Here is a 12776-nt window from a genome sequence, read left to right on the forward strand (position 1 = left end):
TAGACGCGCTGCGCGCTGTTTAGACCGAATTAGGCCAAGCCTGAATTAACAGGGTACACCCTGGCTAAGGGTGCAAACGGAGATGACGCGGCTGCGCTCCGTGTAATCCGGCGAAGTGACTTGATTGCTGGGGCAAGCCGCGGCGTTACAGGCGGTGGCCGTGATTTGATAAACGTTGACAGTCCGCGCCACACCGGGCGCAGACTCTCCTTCGTTAAACGTCCGAACCTGGCACTGTATATTGACTGTGAACCCGTTCAGTGCTGTCAGCGTCGATAAAGCCTGACAGTTATTGGGCGCCGCGGTTTGTATGGCCTGATACGCTCCCCATTCGGTACCGGCCCTGGCGGCCTGCCATGCACGTGCCGAGAGATAGTCCTGATTGAGCGTGGTCTGCTGCGTCGTGCCAAGCCTAACAGCGGCTGTTGCCAGCGCTGCCAGCACGACACAGACAACGATTGCGGCGATATACGCGAAGCCTCCTTGGCGGTGCGGAGTTTTTGTCATGGCACGTTATCCACGTGGGCGCCGTAGTAAAGGGAGACGGATTCCCCATGGTCGGTCAATTGCAGTGTGATTTCGACATAGCCGTTTTGCGCGGTCACGCCAGCCGACGGGTTATAGTTGAAATTGCAGGTCTGAACATGCGTTGCTAGAATTGGGGCGCTGCCAGCGGCCGGGCAGGTCCCCGGAGAATTGAATCCATAATTCGCGACGCGGAACAGTGTGCCGGTGCCAGTGCCGCTTGCATCGATGCCTGCGTTTAAGCAGACAAATGAGACGGCTTGCTGCGCCTGAGGCACTACGACATACCGCCCCCCATCGTAACCAACTGGGAACTGGGCCGGCGGCGAGGACGAAAACGTCAGTCGCAACGTGCCGACGTTGGCAGCAGGCGCAGTTTGCACTCCAGCGATGCGATAACGGGTGATTCCCGCGTACACATCTTCAGTCGCCTGGTTACCGATCACCACCCAGTCGCCAACGGTCGGCTGGGTCATGATGGGAGTCATTACGTCGAAGCCATTGGTGGGTAGGTTCGTGTCCAGTGCCATGCTGGGGTTGCCGGGACTGGCGGTATCCCACACGGTGTCCGGAGCCATGCGGACACGGCCACCGCTCGATGTAGGAATCATTTCAATGCACCGAGAACTAATCTCGCGCACGGAATTGGGCACCGAAACGCGAATATCGCGGACCATTCGCCGCATGGCGCCATCCGCAAGGTCCGTCATCGCGGCACGCTGACCGGCGGACAAATAGTTTTGCATTGCAGGCTTGAAGAACACCATCAGAATGCCAGCGAGTGCGCCGACGATCACCATGACGATGATCAGTTCAACCAATGTAAATCCGCGCTGTCTGTTCATCATCATCAATAGTCGACGCGCCAACCCTGCAGCGAATAGTTATCGGTGCCATGCGTAACGGTGACGGTAATGCGGCTGGCCCGCCCGGCAGGCACGCCCGTAAGCGGACCGCCGGCAGCTTCATTGGCTACCGTGACCGACACGCGGTAGCCAGCGAGCATGGCGATAGGATTGCCGCTAGTGTCGCAGACGGGACGCGGCGCGTTGTAATTGTTATAGTCCCAGGTCCCCTGGAATTGGTCGCGTGCGCAGGTGTTCGCGCCAATCGTGACAGTTGCGGCGCTCGTGTACGGCTGCAGTTGCACTTCCTCCAGCATGCCTTCCGCGATCGCGATCATCTGCTTTTTGATCATGGGGTCGGCGGTCGTCACCGCCAGCTTGGAGAGCGCACCCAGCACGCCAGCGAGTCCCACGCCAATAATTGCCATGGCGATGACCAGTTCCACCAGTGTCATGCCACGCTGGCGCCTATTCGACATGGCCGGTCACTCCATCAATGCGGATATTCTGCTCACCCGCAATCGAAATAATCGCTGCGGCTAGTGGCGTAGCGCCATTCGCATCCGAAGTGATGCGGCCGTCGGATTGGAAGAAGATGTTGCCAAGCGCGCCGCTCGCTACAGCCTGGCTATCGCTGGTTGAGTAAGAGGAACCGTCCGGGCTTGGCAAATTGGATGCGCAGGCGTTGCCAGGCAAGGGTGCAATCATTAGCGTGACCGACTGCGCAGAAACGTTGGCACAGACCAGCCGCCGATGGCTGACGGCGCTCTTCTGGGCGTAACGCAGGGCGCTGACGACTTGCTGGCGCCAGGCAGTGCCCGCCATGACATTGCTGCCGAGGATACGCGGCATTGCTACAGCGGTCAGAAGCCCGATCAGCACCATGACCACAATCAGTTCGACAATGGTGTAGCCGCGCGCGCTCTGTGCCATCAATAGACCTCTCGCACGTGGATAACGGACTTCTGTGCCGGGGTGTAGATACCGAACGTGGCACGCGCATAAGGATCGCTTAGCACACAGGTGCTGTAGGTTGAGCGCAGCCAGGTGCGCACATTGCCCACAGTTGCAGGGTGTGTGGCCAGGCAGGAATTGTCGGCTGCCGTTGTGCCGAGATTGATCGCGAAGTCAATATAACCAGTGCCGACGGTGGGCGCGCTAAGTGGGATTTCCGCTTTGCCGCCGGAGAGTACGATTGTAGGGCCAGTAATCGTGCTGCCCGAAAAAGAAGGGGAGGAAGTCGAACTCGTGAAGCTAAGCGCCACCGAGCTGGGTTTAATTTGAGTCGCGGGAGCGCCGGTGTCGTTTACGTTGAGAATCCAGGCCTGTCCGGTCCAGTATTCCGCCTGCACGGGAATTTTCAGCGCTTGCCTTGCGCTACCGAATACATTGCTGACGCGCAGTCGACCGCTGCGAACGTGCGCGATGCCTTCGATTCCGCTTTGCGACGAAGCGTTTGCATCGTTGGCGCGGATCGTCACTGCAGTGGGTGCGGTCTTGATGTTGGTGAATGTATAGCTGGCATTTGCCGTCGCCACACCGCCAGCGAAGTCTTTCGCGAGAATGGGGCTTGGCAGCAAGGAGCCAGGCGCTGGTGTCGGATTGAGGAGGGCGGTCAGCGTTACATCCTTCGCAAAACTGCTCCCTGAGTTGGCAAGGTAGTAGTTTTGGGTAGTCGCGTCATGGCCATTTTTCGCTGCCACCAGAAGCACCATTGGCTGACCTGAATAGGTAAAGGCCGTGGTGGGATCGGTCGATGGATTGGCAGGATAGGCATCGGTGACCGTTGTGCTGAAATGGTGCGGCACGAATGGGCCGATTGGGCTGGCGCAGCCGGCACTGTTGTTGACGGTTCCCGTCACGCTCAGGGCTGAGCCAAGGTAATTTGTGTGGTCTGCCTTGACGATGATTTTGCCGACCTCAGTCCATTCAGTGGTCGTGACGAACGCTACGCCGCTATTCATCGACACGGCATTGTTTGGTGTTCCGGTACTGAGCGTGCCGTCCTGCGGGGTTTCACCGTGGGTGCCGTTGGCAGACGGTTCGCAGCGCGTGCGTGAAAGAATGGCTGTCGCAGGTGTACTTTCCTTGCCGAAGTTGAGCGTGGTGGCGCCGCTGTTGTTGCGCGCAATGATTTGCAGGGCGAATGGTGATCCGGCCACGTAGATGTTCGATACGGCGGCATTCACTGCGAAGTCTTTCGGCGCGACGATGAATTGATCGCTGCCTTGCATATCCAGGGCGCCGGCAACGTAGTGCGCGTCCAGGCCAATCTGGCCGGCGTCCGGATATCGCACCTGCAGCGGTGCGACGCCGTTGGTGTCGAAACTAAGGTTAATTGGGCTAGGCGTGCCGTTGCATGCCATGGTCGCGGTAGAGCTGCCGGTCAGTGTCAGAGACTTGGTGCCGGTGCCGGGATTGACATACTGGCAGGACAGTGGAACTGCTTTGGCGCCGGTAAATGCGGGAACGCAAGCACTTGAGGCGTCGTCCTTCCTGGCTGCCTTGACGGTGCCGGAGGCGGTGGTGTCGGAGATATGGTCCGGCACATCGATGAAGAAGCCTGAGTCGGCAAAGGTCAGCGTGCAGCTTTGCGTTGCACCGACCCAGCATGTGGTCGCGTTGGACGGCGTTGGCGTCATGCCGGCCGCGGATAACGTTGTCGCTGTAGCGCTAGTGACGGGCAGCGTAATGGTGGCAGTGCTGACGCCTGCCGGAATATTGAAGGCCGTGCTGGCAAGTACGCTGCCGCCGCTTGAGGCGCGTACTGTGCCGCTGATGCCTGCGGTACTGGCGGTGCAGCCGTTGTTGTCCGCGGCGCTGCAGGCGCGCACGGTAATCGTGGCAGGCGAGCAGGTGAGGGCAGTGCCAGCATGCTCGATGCGCAGGTGGTGAATGCCGCTCGGCACAGCGCTGCAGGTGTAATTCGTGGCAGCGGCGCGGCATGTGCCGATGATGTCGCTGTCCTTGCCCATGTCCAGATAGCCGCCGACAACCACATCGCCGTAGACAGTGGAGTCCTTGGCCATGGTCATATTGCCACCGGTCGTGATGTCACCGTTAACTGTCGCGTCCTTGTCGAAGCTGATGCTGCCACCGACGGTGAGATCGGCGGTAAGGGTGGTTTCCTTCTTGAAGTTGGCCGAGCCGCCGATATACAGGGTCAGCGAGTGGCCATTATTGCTCGTCGAAAGGGATTTGTCGGCTGTGAGATTGCCGTCGATGTTCAGGGTGACATCGCTGGTCAGCTGGATGATGGAATCCTTGTCCAGACCGATCGAGCCATGACAGCTATAGCTGTTGCCGCTGCCTGTGCAATTGAACGGCGCGCTGGTCAGGTCGGCCGGTAGAGTATAGGTGTCGGCTTGCGCCATGCCGGCGGCAGCGCACAACAGGGCGGCCACAAAAGCCCTTGCCCTGGATGGCGCTGACGGTAGCAATGGTCGAGTCATGGCCGAATCAGACCATGCGCCCTGAGAATGTGTCAAGGCCGTAACAAGAAAGCGATATTTTTTCACCAGCACACGTAAATTTACTCAAAAGACAAGGTGAACTTGAATATAATCAAGCCATTACGACGGATACCTCCCGTAACATTTTCTCTTTAGACTGGTGGAATGCGCTTTTTCTCGAAAGCAAGAAAAAAGAATGGCAAACTCGTCTTCACCTTTCTCGCAGACGGCATCTGCGCAGCAAGCGTGGAGCGCCGGGCCGACGCCAAACCAGTTGTTCAAATTGCCACGTTTCAGCCCCTAACGCCGAGCTTCTCGCCGGACGCGCTGGATAAGCTCGCGCGCGAGTTGCGCGCCGCCGGCTATCAGTGCCTGACGCTGCTCGGCGCCGGCGAATATCAGCTGCTGACGGTGGAGGCGCCCAATGTGGCGCCCGATGAGCTGAAGACCGCGGTACGCTGGCGGCTCAAGGATATGCTGGATTTCCACATCGACGACGCCACCATCGACGTGTTCGACATGCCGGTTGAAAAAGGCACGGCGCCGCGCGCGCATTCGATGTTTGCCGTGGCCGCACGCAACTCGCTGATCCAGTCGCGCCAGGCGCTGTTCGATGAGGCCAAGGTGGAGCTGAGCGTGATCGACATCCCCGAAATGGCGCAACGCAATATCTCGGCCTTGCTGGAGACGCCGGGACGCGGCCTGGCCATGCTGACCTTCGGCCCGCAGGGCGGCCTGCTGACGGTGAGTTACCACGGCGAGCTGTACCTGGCGCGTCAGATCGACGTTACGCTGGAGCAGTTGAACGATTCCGATTCCACGCGCCGCCACGGCTACTTCGACCGCATCGCGCTGGAGCTGCAACGCTCGCTCGATCACTTTGACCGCCAGTTCCACTTCATCAGCGTGTCGCGCTTGGTGCTGGCGCCGACCGGTTCCAGCGGCTTGCAGGATTTCCTGGCGCAGAACATCTACGTGCCGGTGGAAGCGATGTCGCTGAGCGAGATATTCGACTTCTCGGAAGCGCCACAGCTACAGGATATCGGCGAGCAGATCCGCTATCTGCTGACGCTGGGCGCGGCCCTGCGGCATGAGGAGACGGTGCCGTGAGCCAGCAGATCAATCTGTTCAATCCCATCTTCCTGCGCCAGAAGAAGATTTTCACCAGCGGGCAGATGGTGCAGACGCTGGGCTTGATCCTGACCGGCGCGCTGGCGCTGGCCGCCTTCGGCCATTACCGCACGGCGCAATTGGAAGACGAAGTGGCCGCTAGCAAAGCCGCGCTGACCGCCAGCGAAGGCCGCCTGGCGCATGCGCGCGCCGAGTTCGTGCCGCGCAAGAAAAGCGAGCAGGTGGCCGAGGAGCTGGCGTCCGCGCAGGCCGATCTGGCGGCGATGCGCGAAGCGCAGAACATCCTGCAGCGCGGCAGCTTGGGCAATACCCAAGGTTATGCCGAATATTTCCGCGCCTTTGCGCGGCAGAACGTGCACGGCCTGTGGCTGACCGGCATTGCGATAAGCGGCGCCGGAACGGATATCTCCGTGCAAGGCAGGGCGATGCAGGCGACGCTGGTGCCAGGCTATATCGCGCGCTTGACGCAGGAACCGGTCATGCACGGGAAGACGTTTGGCAGCTTGCAGATGGGACGGCCGGAGGCGATGGCTGCCATGACTGGTGCGCCTGGCGCGGCCGTGCAGCCGTCGGCGCAGGGTGTGGCCGCGGCGACGGCGACATCCGGGCCGGGCGGCGCCAGTGGCAGCGCGCCCGCCGCCGCGCCTTTCGTTGAATTCAGCCTGCAATCGCAGCCTGCGGAGGCGTCCAAATGAAGCCGTGGTGGGACAAGATCAGCGGCCGCGTTGACGCGCTGACGCTGCGTGAGCGTGTCATGATCTTCGCCGCCATGCTTGCCGTGCTGCTGTACATAATCTACAACGCAGCTCTGGCGCCTGTCTTCGCGCGCCAGCAGTCGCTGCGCATGCAGCTCAATCAGCAGCACAATCAGGCCCTGGCGAACGACGCGGAAGTGACTGCCGTGGTGGCGGCCTTTACGGTGGACCCGGATGCGGCTGCTCGCCAGCAGCTTGAAAGCCTGGGCACCCAGCGCATGGCATTGCGCGAGTCGCTGGTGTCGGTCAAGAATGGCCTGGTGGCGCCGGAGAAGATGGTTGGCCTGCTGGAGCAGATGCTGCGCTCGAATGGCAAGCTGAAACTGATTTCGCTGCGCACCTTGCCAACTGAAGGCTTGAGCGAAAAATCCGACAAACCTGCCACACCGGCCGACAAGAATGCGCCAAAACGACGCGAGCTGCTGTACCGTCACGGTGTGGAGGTGACTGTGCAAGGCAGCTATCTCGATATGGTGGATTACATGGCGGCGCTGGAGAAACTGCAGTCGCAGCTGTTCTGGGGCCAGGCCAGGCTGGACGCTCTGGCTTACCCGAACGTGACGCTGACGCTCAAGCTCTACACCCTGAGCCCGGACGAGAAGTGGATGAAGCTATGAGCCTGCGTCTGCCGACATTGCTGTTCGCCGCGCTGCCGTTGCTGGCATCGGCCCAGGGCCTGACCGACCCGACGCGTCCGCCGCCGGAAGCGATGCTGCCGCAGGCCGGCAATGCCGCGCCTGCGGTGCCGGCAGGCCCGCAGCTGCAATCGGTCCTGGTCGGCAAAGGTTACCAGGGCAGGGAAGTGGCCGTGATCGATGGCGAGATCCTGCGCCGCGGCGACAAGTTCCACGGCGCGGTGCTGGAAGAAGTCAAAGCAAACGAAGTGATTCTGCGCCGGGGCAAGCAGGTCGAGGTGCTGCACCTGTTCCCGATGGCAGCGAGCGGCCAAAAAACGAAATCAGAGAATAAATGATGCGAAACCTCTTCAAACTGGCTGCAGTGGCGGGACTAATGACCGTGGGGGCATGCTCCACCACGCCGCCGCGCGGCGCCTACGACAAGATCACGGAGCAGATGGCGCAAGCCACCAAGGCCGCGCCGCAAGCCCAGCCCGACGCGGTCGCAAACGCGCTGGTGCCGCCGGTGAGCGATCTGGCGAGCCAGCTGCCGAAAGCCCGCGTGGTCCTCGAAGAGCGGTTCAATGTCTCCTTCAACAATGTGCCGGCACGCCAGTTTTTCAATTCGCTGGTGACGGGCACGCGCTACAACATGCTGGTGCATCCGGACGTGGATGGCACCATCACCGCCAATCTGCGCGACGTAACCTTGTTCGAAGCGCTGGATGCGGTGCGCGAGCTGTATGGCTATGACTACAAGGTCGAAGGGACCAAGATCTATATTCGTCCGCTGACGATCCAGACCCGCATGTTCCAGGTGAACTATCTGACCTCGAAGCGCCAGGGCATGTCGAATGTGCGCGTGAATTCGACCACCGTGGCGGACGTCAACAACACCAACGGCCAGAACGGCCAGCAAACCGGCACCCCCGCGCCGCAGAATAACAATAACAGCGGCAGCAATAACAATGCGCGCATCGATGCCACCAATGTGCTGACCACCTCGGACAGCGATTTCTGGCGCGAGCTGAAGATGGCGCTGGAGGCCATCGTCGGCAGCAAGGAAGGCGGCCGCAGTGTGATTATTTCGCCGCAGTCGGGCGTGATCCTGGTGCGCGCCATGCCGGACGAGCTGCGCGCAGTGGACCGCTATTTAAAGGCGACCCAGTTGTCCGTTGAGCGCCAGGTAATCCTGGAAGCGAAGATCATCGAAGTTGAGTTGAACAGCGGCTTCCAGAGCGGCATCAACTGGTCGGTGTTCACGCAGAACCCGAACAGCAAGCTGTCGGGCGGCATTCTGTCGCCGGGCACTTCGCTGAATCCGCTGGTGCGCGGCAGCACCGGTGTGCCGCCGGCGATTTCGACGGGCGGCACCAAAGGTATCTCGGCCAACAGCGGTTCGTCGCTGAGCAGCGGCGCGGAAGCTGTCGGTTCGCTGTTCGGACTGGCCTTCCAGACCAGTAATTTCGCGGCGCTGATTTCCATGCTCGAATCGCAGGGCACGGTGCACGTGCTGTCCAGCCCTCGCGTGGCCACGCTGAATAACCAGAAGGCCGTGCTGAAGATCGGTACCGATGAATTCTTCGTGACCGGCGTGAGCACGACCACCAGCACCAATGCGGTGGGCAATGGCACAGTGTCGCCGAACGTGACGCTGCAGCCGTTCTTCTCCGGCGTGGTGCTGGATGTGACGCCGCAGATCGACGATCACGGCAACGTCATCCTGCACGTGCATCCATCCGTCAGCCAGGTCGAGACGGTCAACAAGAGCATCAATCTGGGCAGCGTGGGCAACCTGAATCTGCCGCTGGCATCGTCCACCACGTCCGAGATGGACAGCATGGTGCGCGGCCAGGACGGCAAGGTGGTCGCCATCGGTGGCCTGATGCGCCAGGCGACGACCTCGGACCGCACCGGCTTGCCCGGCACGAGCAGCCTGCCGATTGTCGGCGCCCTGTTCGGCAACAAGCAGGAAGCCGTGCAGAAGCGCGAGCTGGTGGTGCTGATCAAGCCGACCATCGTCGACAGCGACGCCGGCTGGAACGAGGACTTGCAGGATACCGAACGCCGCATCAAGGCGCTGGATCCTGCGCGTGGAGGCCGCTGATGTACGAAGCGCACTTCGGGCTGGGTGAGGCACCGTTCGGCATTACGCCGGACACCAGCTATTTCTTCACCAGCGCACAGTCGCAGGAGGCGTTGAATACGCTGCTGGTGGCGATGCGCTCGGGCGAGGGCTTCATCAAGATTACCGGCGAAGTCGGCACCGGCAAGACGCTGTTGTGCCGCAAATTCCTGGCCACGCTGGGCGAGAACTTTGTTACGGCGTATATCCCGAATCCTTATCTGGAGCCGCGCACGCTGATGCTGGCGCTGGCCGATGAACTGGAGCTGACGCTGCCACGCGACGTGGACCAGCATCAGATGATGAAGTCGATCACTTTCCGCCTGATGGAGCTGGCGGCGCAGGGCAAGCAAGTGGTGCTGTGCCTGGACGAGGCGCAGGCGATTCCTCTGGAAAGCCTGGAAGCCTTGCGCCTGCTGACAAATCTGGAAACCGAGAAACGCAAGCTGCTGCAGATCGTGCTGTTTGGCCAGCCTGAGTTGAACAAGCATCTGGCGACCGAGTCGATCCGCCAGCTGGCGCAGCGCATTACCTTCCACTATCACATGGGGGCTTTGTCGCGCGATGATCTGGAGTTTTATCTGGCGCATCGCCTGCGCGTGGCGGGCTTCGCGGGTGCTCGCCTGTTTTCGCGCAGCGCGGTCGCGCGCTTGTACGCGGCCAGCGGCGGCATTCCGCGCCTCGTGAATATTCTGGCGCATAAGGCGATGCTGCTGGCGTATGGCGAAGGCAAACATCAGGTGGATCGCCGCCATGTCGGTTTGGCCGTCAAAGACACGGCAGCTAGCCAGGGATGGTGGTGGCCGTGGATGGCCGGTGCGGCGGGCCTGATCGCTGTCGCCAGCGTAGCCTGGGCGTTCATCAAATGAGCCTGATCAACAAGATGCTGCAGGATCTGGACGCCCGCGGTGGCGGCGCCCAGGGAACTGGCGCGCCGGTCGAAGTGCGTCCCGTCTCGCAGCCGGACCGCTGGCCACGCACCGGCATGGCCGCTGGCGCGGGCGTGCTGGTCGTCGTGCTGGCAGGGGCGGGCTATGCGGGATGGCAGTACCTGCGCAAACCGTCATCAGCGCCCGCCGCGCAAACAGTGACCGTGCCGCCGCGCGCCGCGGCTGCCGCGCCGGCAAGCAAGGTCGCACAGGTCGCTCAAGCCACGGCCGTTGGTGCGGCGCTCAGCGATGAGCAGGCAATGCAATCCCTGGCCCGTGCGCGCCAGCTGGCTGCCGACAAAGCGGCTCGCGATGCACAGGCGCACGACGCGGCGAGCACGGAGCGAACCGTGCCCGCAGCAGACGCAGGCCGCGCGGACGTGGCCTCGCGCGCGCCACAGGAGCTGGCTGCTAAGCCACGCCGCACGGCCGGCAGCGCCACCGCAGCAGCGGCGACGGCGTTCGGGCACGAAGGCGCCGGCCACGGCAGTGCCGGCGGAGCGGCACCTGGAGCAGCGATGGCGGCGTCCGGGCATGACGCGGGCGGTTACGCCAGTGCCGGCAAAGCAGCGTCCGGCCACGAGACGGGCGGTTACGCCGGTACTGGCAAAGCGGCGTCCGGGGTTGCGGGCGATGCGCGTGTACATGGAGGTGCTGCGTCGAAGGCGGATAGGCATGTTGCTGCGGCCGATCGCAAGGCGCGTGGCTCCGCCGCGGGCGGCGTCGGTGCCGCTGGTGCTGGCGGGGCCGCTGAGGAGTATGCTGTCGGCTCGCAGCAGCGGGCGGAGAATGAATATCGGCGCGCACTGGGCGCGCTGCAGGATGGCCGTGTGAGCGAGGCGGTGGCGGGGCTGGAGCAGGCGGTGTATCTGTATCCGCGCCACGACGCTGCGCGCCAGACGCTGGTTGGCTTGCTGGTCGAGCGCAAGCAGTATGCCGACGCGATCCGGCATTTGCAATTTGCGATCAGCCTCGATCCGCGTCAATCCAATATGACCATGCTGCTGGCAAGGCTTCAAAGCGAGCAGGGTGGACCGGCGATCGAAACGCTGCAGCGCGGCCTCCAGTATGCGTCCGGCAACGCAGAGTACCGCGCATTGCTGGCGGGGATGCTGCAGCGTACGCAGCGCAATCATGAAGCGGTCGAGCAATATCAGGCTGCGCTGAAGCTGCAGCCATCAAACGGGGTGTGGTGGATGGGGCTGGGGATTTCGCTGCAGGCCGACAAGCGCGCGGCCGAGGCGCACGATGCGTTTGTACATGCCCGCGATTCAGGCAGGTTGACCCCGGAGTTGCAAGCCTTCGTTGAGCGCAAGCTTCAGCAGCCGGCGGGTCAATGACCCGCCCTACGGAGCGCCGCAGCGTAGGGCGGATCATTGATCCGCCGATTTACAGCGCCGCCTGGGCGCCCCAGATCTGCTTCATGCTGAAGCGCAGTTCCGCATCATCCTCGCTGAGCACAGCCTCGATCGCACAGTCGGGCTGATTGGTGTGGCGGTGCAGGGCGATTGGAATCGTCTTGCCTGAGCTGTCGCGCAGGCAGCGCACTTCGATCACGCCCTGCGCCGACTCGCGCTGCGTCACCACGCCCGTTTCGCCATTGGCCAGCCGCACCAGGCAGCCCGGCGGATATTTGCCCAGCTGGCGGCGGAACTGTTCCGCCAGCACCGGATCGGACATGTGCGCGGTATCCGCCAGCACTTTGTCCATGGCCTCGTCCGGCGGCAACGAGCAGCGGTAATTGCGCGCCGAGACCTGCGCGCAGTAGCGGTCGGCGAGGCTGATCAGGCGGGCATTCTGCGTGATCTGCTCGCGCGACTTGCCTTCCGGGTAGCCGGTGCCGTCGTCATTCTCATGGTGCAGCAGCACCGCCGAGATCCATTCGTCATCTTCCACGCCCGCGTATTTCAGCAGCTCCGCGCTTTCGGCAGGATGGCGCCGCACCAGCGCCATTTCATCATCGTCAAGGCAGCCCATCTTGCACTGGAAATTATCCTGCTGGCGGATCATGCCCACGTTCATGGTCAGCGCCGCCGCCGTCAGCGACAGCACTTCGCTGGGCGTGCGGGCCAGACCGCGCGCGACCAGCACCACCACCACCGCCGTTTCAATGCAGTGGCGCACCGCATAGGAACCGGCGATCTGGTTCAGGAAAACGCTGGCGAGCGCGATGTCCGGATTCACCTCGACGGCGCGTCCGACTTCGCGCGCGATATTGCGCAGGTCCGCATCCGCATTGTGTTCGTTGCGCAGGTCGGTCAGCAGCTTTTCCAGGCGCTTATTGGCCAGGTTCAGTTCATGCAGCACCGACACCGGCGGGTACAGGTGCCGCGTATCGTCGATTGAGAGATCGTGCAGACTGCTCAGGTGCTGGTTCATGATCGTCCCCTGCATTTT

At 62.2% G+C, this 12776-nt stretch carries 13 protein-coding genes; 7 read left to right on the forward strand and 6 right to left on the reverse strand.

Going from position 1 to position 12776, the window contains the following annotated elements:
- Nucleotides 1-45: 45 nt before the first annotated feature.
- The 5 genes from AB4Z19_RS05500 to AB4Z19_RS05520 are packed head-to-tail and all read right to left on the reverse strand — an operon-like array spanning nt 46 to nt 4822.
- Nucleotides 46-507: an MSHA biogenesis protein MshP gene (locus AB4Z19_RS05500; RefSeq protein ID WP_442021923.1), complete on the reverse strand. Its 462-nt coding sequence runs from the start codon at nt 505-507 to the stop codon at nt 46-48.
- On the reverse strand, nt 504-1376 hold the full coding sequence (locus tag AB4Z19_RS05505; RefSeq protein ID WP_442034579.1) for a prepilin-type N-terminal cleavage/methylation domain-containing protein: 873 nt from the start codon (nt 1374-1376) through the stop codon (nt 504-506). The genes AB4Z19_RS05500 and AB4Z19_RS05505 overlap by 4 nt, the downstream gene beginning before the upstream one ends.
- Complete coding sequence (locus AB4Z19_RS05510; RefSeq protein ID WP_442021921.1) at nt 1376-1849, reverse strand: type IV pilus modification PilV family protein; 474 nt, start codon at nt 1847-1849, stop codon at nt 1376-1378. Before AB4Z19_RS05510 ends, AB4Z19_RS05505 begins: the two co-directional genes overlap by 1 nt.
- Nucleotides 1839-2303, reverse strand: coding sequence for a pilus assembly FimT family protein (locus AB4Z19_RS05515; protein ID WP_442021945.1), 465 nt, complete (start codon nt 2301-2303; stop codon nt 1839-1841). The genes AB4Z19_RS05510 and AB4Z19_RS05515 overlap by 11 nt, the downstream gene beginning before the upstream one ends.
- On the reverse strand, nt 2303-4822 hold the full coding sequence (locus AB4Z19_RS05520; protein ID WP_442034580.1) for a DUF6701 domain-containing protein: 2520 nt from the start codon (nt 4820-4822) through the stop codon (nt 2303-2305). Before AB4Z19_RS05520 ends, AB4Z19_RS05515 begins: the two co-directional genes overlap by 1 nt.
- Before the next feature lie 165 nt (nt 4823-4987).
- On the opposite strand from AB4Z19_RS05520, the gene pilM reads away from it, so the two are divergent.
- Genes pilM through AB4Z19_RS05555 form a run of 7 tightly spaced genes read left to right on the forward strand, consistent with a single transcriptional unit; the run spans nt 4988 to nt 11719 of the window.
- Nucleotides 4988-5932, forward strand: a complete 945-nt coding sequence (gene pilM / locus AB4Z19_RS05525) for a pilus assembly protein PilM (protein WP_442021917.1) — start codon at nt 4988-4990, stop codon at nt 5930-5932.
- Entirely contained in the window at nt 5929-6648 is a 720-nt protein-coding gene (locus AB4Z19_RS05530; protein WP_442021915.1) for a hypothetical protein, read from the forward strand. The genes pilM and AB4Z19_RS05530 overlap by 4 nt, the downstream gene beginning before the upstream one ends.
- A complete protein-coding gene (locus AB4Z19_RS05535; protein ID WP_442034582.1) occupies nt 6645-7325 on the forward strand; it encodes a hypothetical protein in 681 nt (226 codons plus the stop codon). The genes AB4Z19_RS05530 and AB4Z19_RS05535 overlap by 4 nt, the downstream gene beginning before the upstream one ends.
- Entirely contained in the window at nt 7322-7681 is a 360-nt protein-coding gene (locus tag AB4Z19_RS05540) for an MSHA biogenesis protein MshK (protein WP_442021911.1), read from the forward strand. The genes AB4Z19_RS05535 and AB4Z19_RS05540 overlap by 4 nt, the downstream gene beginning before the upstream one ends.
- Nucleotides 7678-9432 carry a pilus (MSHA type) biogenesis protein MshL gene (mshL, locus tag AB4Z19_RS05545; RefSeq protein ID WP_442021909.1) on the forward strand — a complete coding sequence of 585 codons (1755 nt, stop codon included), beginning with the start codon at nt 7678-7680 and terminating at the stop codon, nt 9430-9432. Before AB4Z19_RS05540 ends, mshL begins: the two co-directional genes overlap by 4 nt.
- Nucleotides 9432-10319 (forward strand): ExeA family protein, encoded by an 888-nt coding sequence (locus AB4Z19_RS05550; RefSeq protein ID WP_442021907.1) that lies wholly within the window; start codon nt 9432-9434, stop codon nt 10317-10319. Before mshL ends, AB4Z19_RS05550 begins: the two co-directional genes overlap by 1 nt.
- Nucleotides 10316-11719 carry a tetratricopeptide repeat protein gene (locus tag AB4Z19_RS05555; protein ID WP_442034584.1) on the forward strand — a complete coding sequence of 468 codons (1404 nt, stop codon included), beginning with the start codon at nt 10316-10318 and terminating at the stop codon, nt 11717-11719. Before AB4Z19_RS05550 ends, AB4Z19_RS05555 begins: the two co-directional genes overlap by 4 nt.
- A gap of 49 nt (nt 11720-11768) precedes the next feature.
- On the opposite strand, the gene AB4Z19_RS05560 is transcribed toward AB4Z19_RS05555, so the two are convergent.
- Nucleotides 11769-12758, reverse strand: coding sequence for an HD-GYP domain-containing protein (locus AB4Z19_RS05560; RefSeq protein ID WP_442034586.1), 990 nt, complete (start codon nt 12756-12758; stop codon nt 11769-11771).
- Nucleotides 12759-12776 lie beyond the last annotated feature (18 nt).

The sequence above is a fragment of the Pseudoduganella sp. RAF19 genome (assembly GCF_052114165.1).
Lineage (GTDB): Bacteria > Pseudomonadota > Gammaproteobacteria > Burkholderiales > Burkholderiaceae_D > Rugamonas.

Excerpts from the sequence above, each read along its gene's own strand:
- AB4Z19_RS05500 (WP_442021923.1), bottom strand. The coding sequence starts at position 507 with ATGACAAAAACTCCGCACCGCCAAGGAGGCTTCGCGTATATCGCCGCA.
- AB4Z19_RS05505 (WP_442034579.1), bottom strand. The coding sequence starts at position 1,376 with ATGATGATGAACAGACAGCGCGGATTTACATTGGTTGAACTGATCATC.
- AB4Z19_RS05510 (WP_442021921.1), bottom strand. The coding sequence starts at position 1,849 with ATGTCGAATAGGCGCCAGCGTGGCATGACACTGGTGGAACTGGTCATC.
- AB4Z19_RS05515 (WP_442021945.1), bottom strand. The coding sequence starts at position 2,303 with ATGGCACAGAGCGCGCGCGGCTACACCATTGTCGAACTGATTGTGGTC.
- AB4Z19_RS05520 (WP_442034580.1), bottom strand. The coding sequence starts at position 4,822 with ATGACTCGACCATTGCTACCGTCAGCGCCATCCAGGGCAAGGGCTTTT.
- pilM (WP_442021917.1), top strand. The coding sequence starts at position 4,988 with ATGCGCTTTTTCTCGAAAGCAAGAAAAAAGAATGGCAAACTCGTCTTC.
- AB4Z19_RS05535 (WP_442034582.1), top strand. The coding sequence starts at position 6,645 with ATGAAGCCGTGGTGGGACAAGATCAGCGGCCGCGTTGACGCGCTGACG.
- AB4Z19_RS05540 (WP_442021911.1), top strand. The coding sequence starts at position 7,322 with ATGAGCCTGCGTCTGCCGACATTGCTGTTCGCCGCGCTGCCGTTGCTG.
- mshL (WP_442021909.1), top strand. The coding sequence starts at position 7,678 with ATGATGCGAAACCTCTTCAAACTGGCTGCAGTGGCGGGACTAATGACC.
- AB4Z19_RS05550 (WP_442021907.1), top strand. The coding sequence starts at position 9,432 with ATGTACGAAGCGCACTTCGGGCTGGGTGAGGCACCGTTCGGCATTACG.
- AB4Z19_RS05555 (WP_442034584.1), top strand. The coding sequence starts at position 10,316 with ATGAGCCTGATCAACAAGATGCTGCAGGATCTGGACGCCCGCGGTGGC.
- AB4Z19_RS05560 (WP_442034586.1), bottom strand. The coding sequence starts at position 12,758 with ATGAACCAGCACCTGAGCAGTCTGCACGATCTCTCAATCGACGATACG.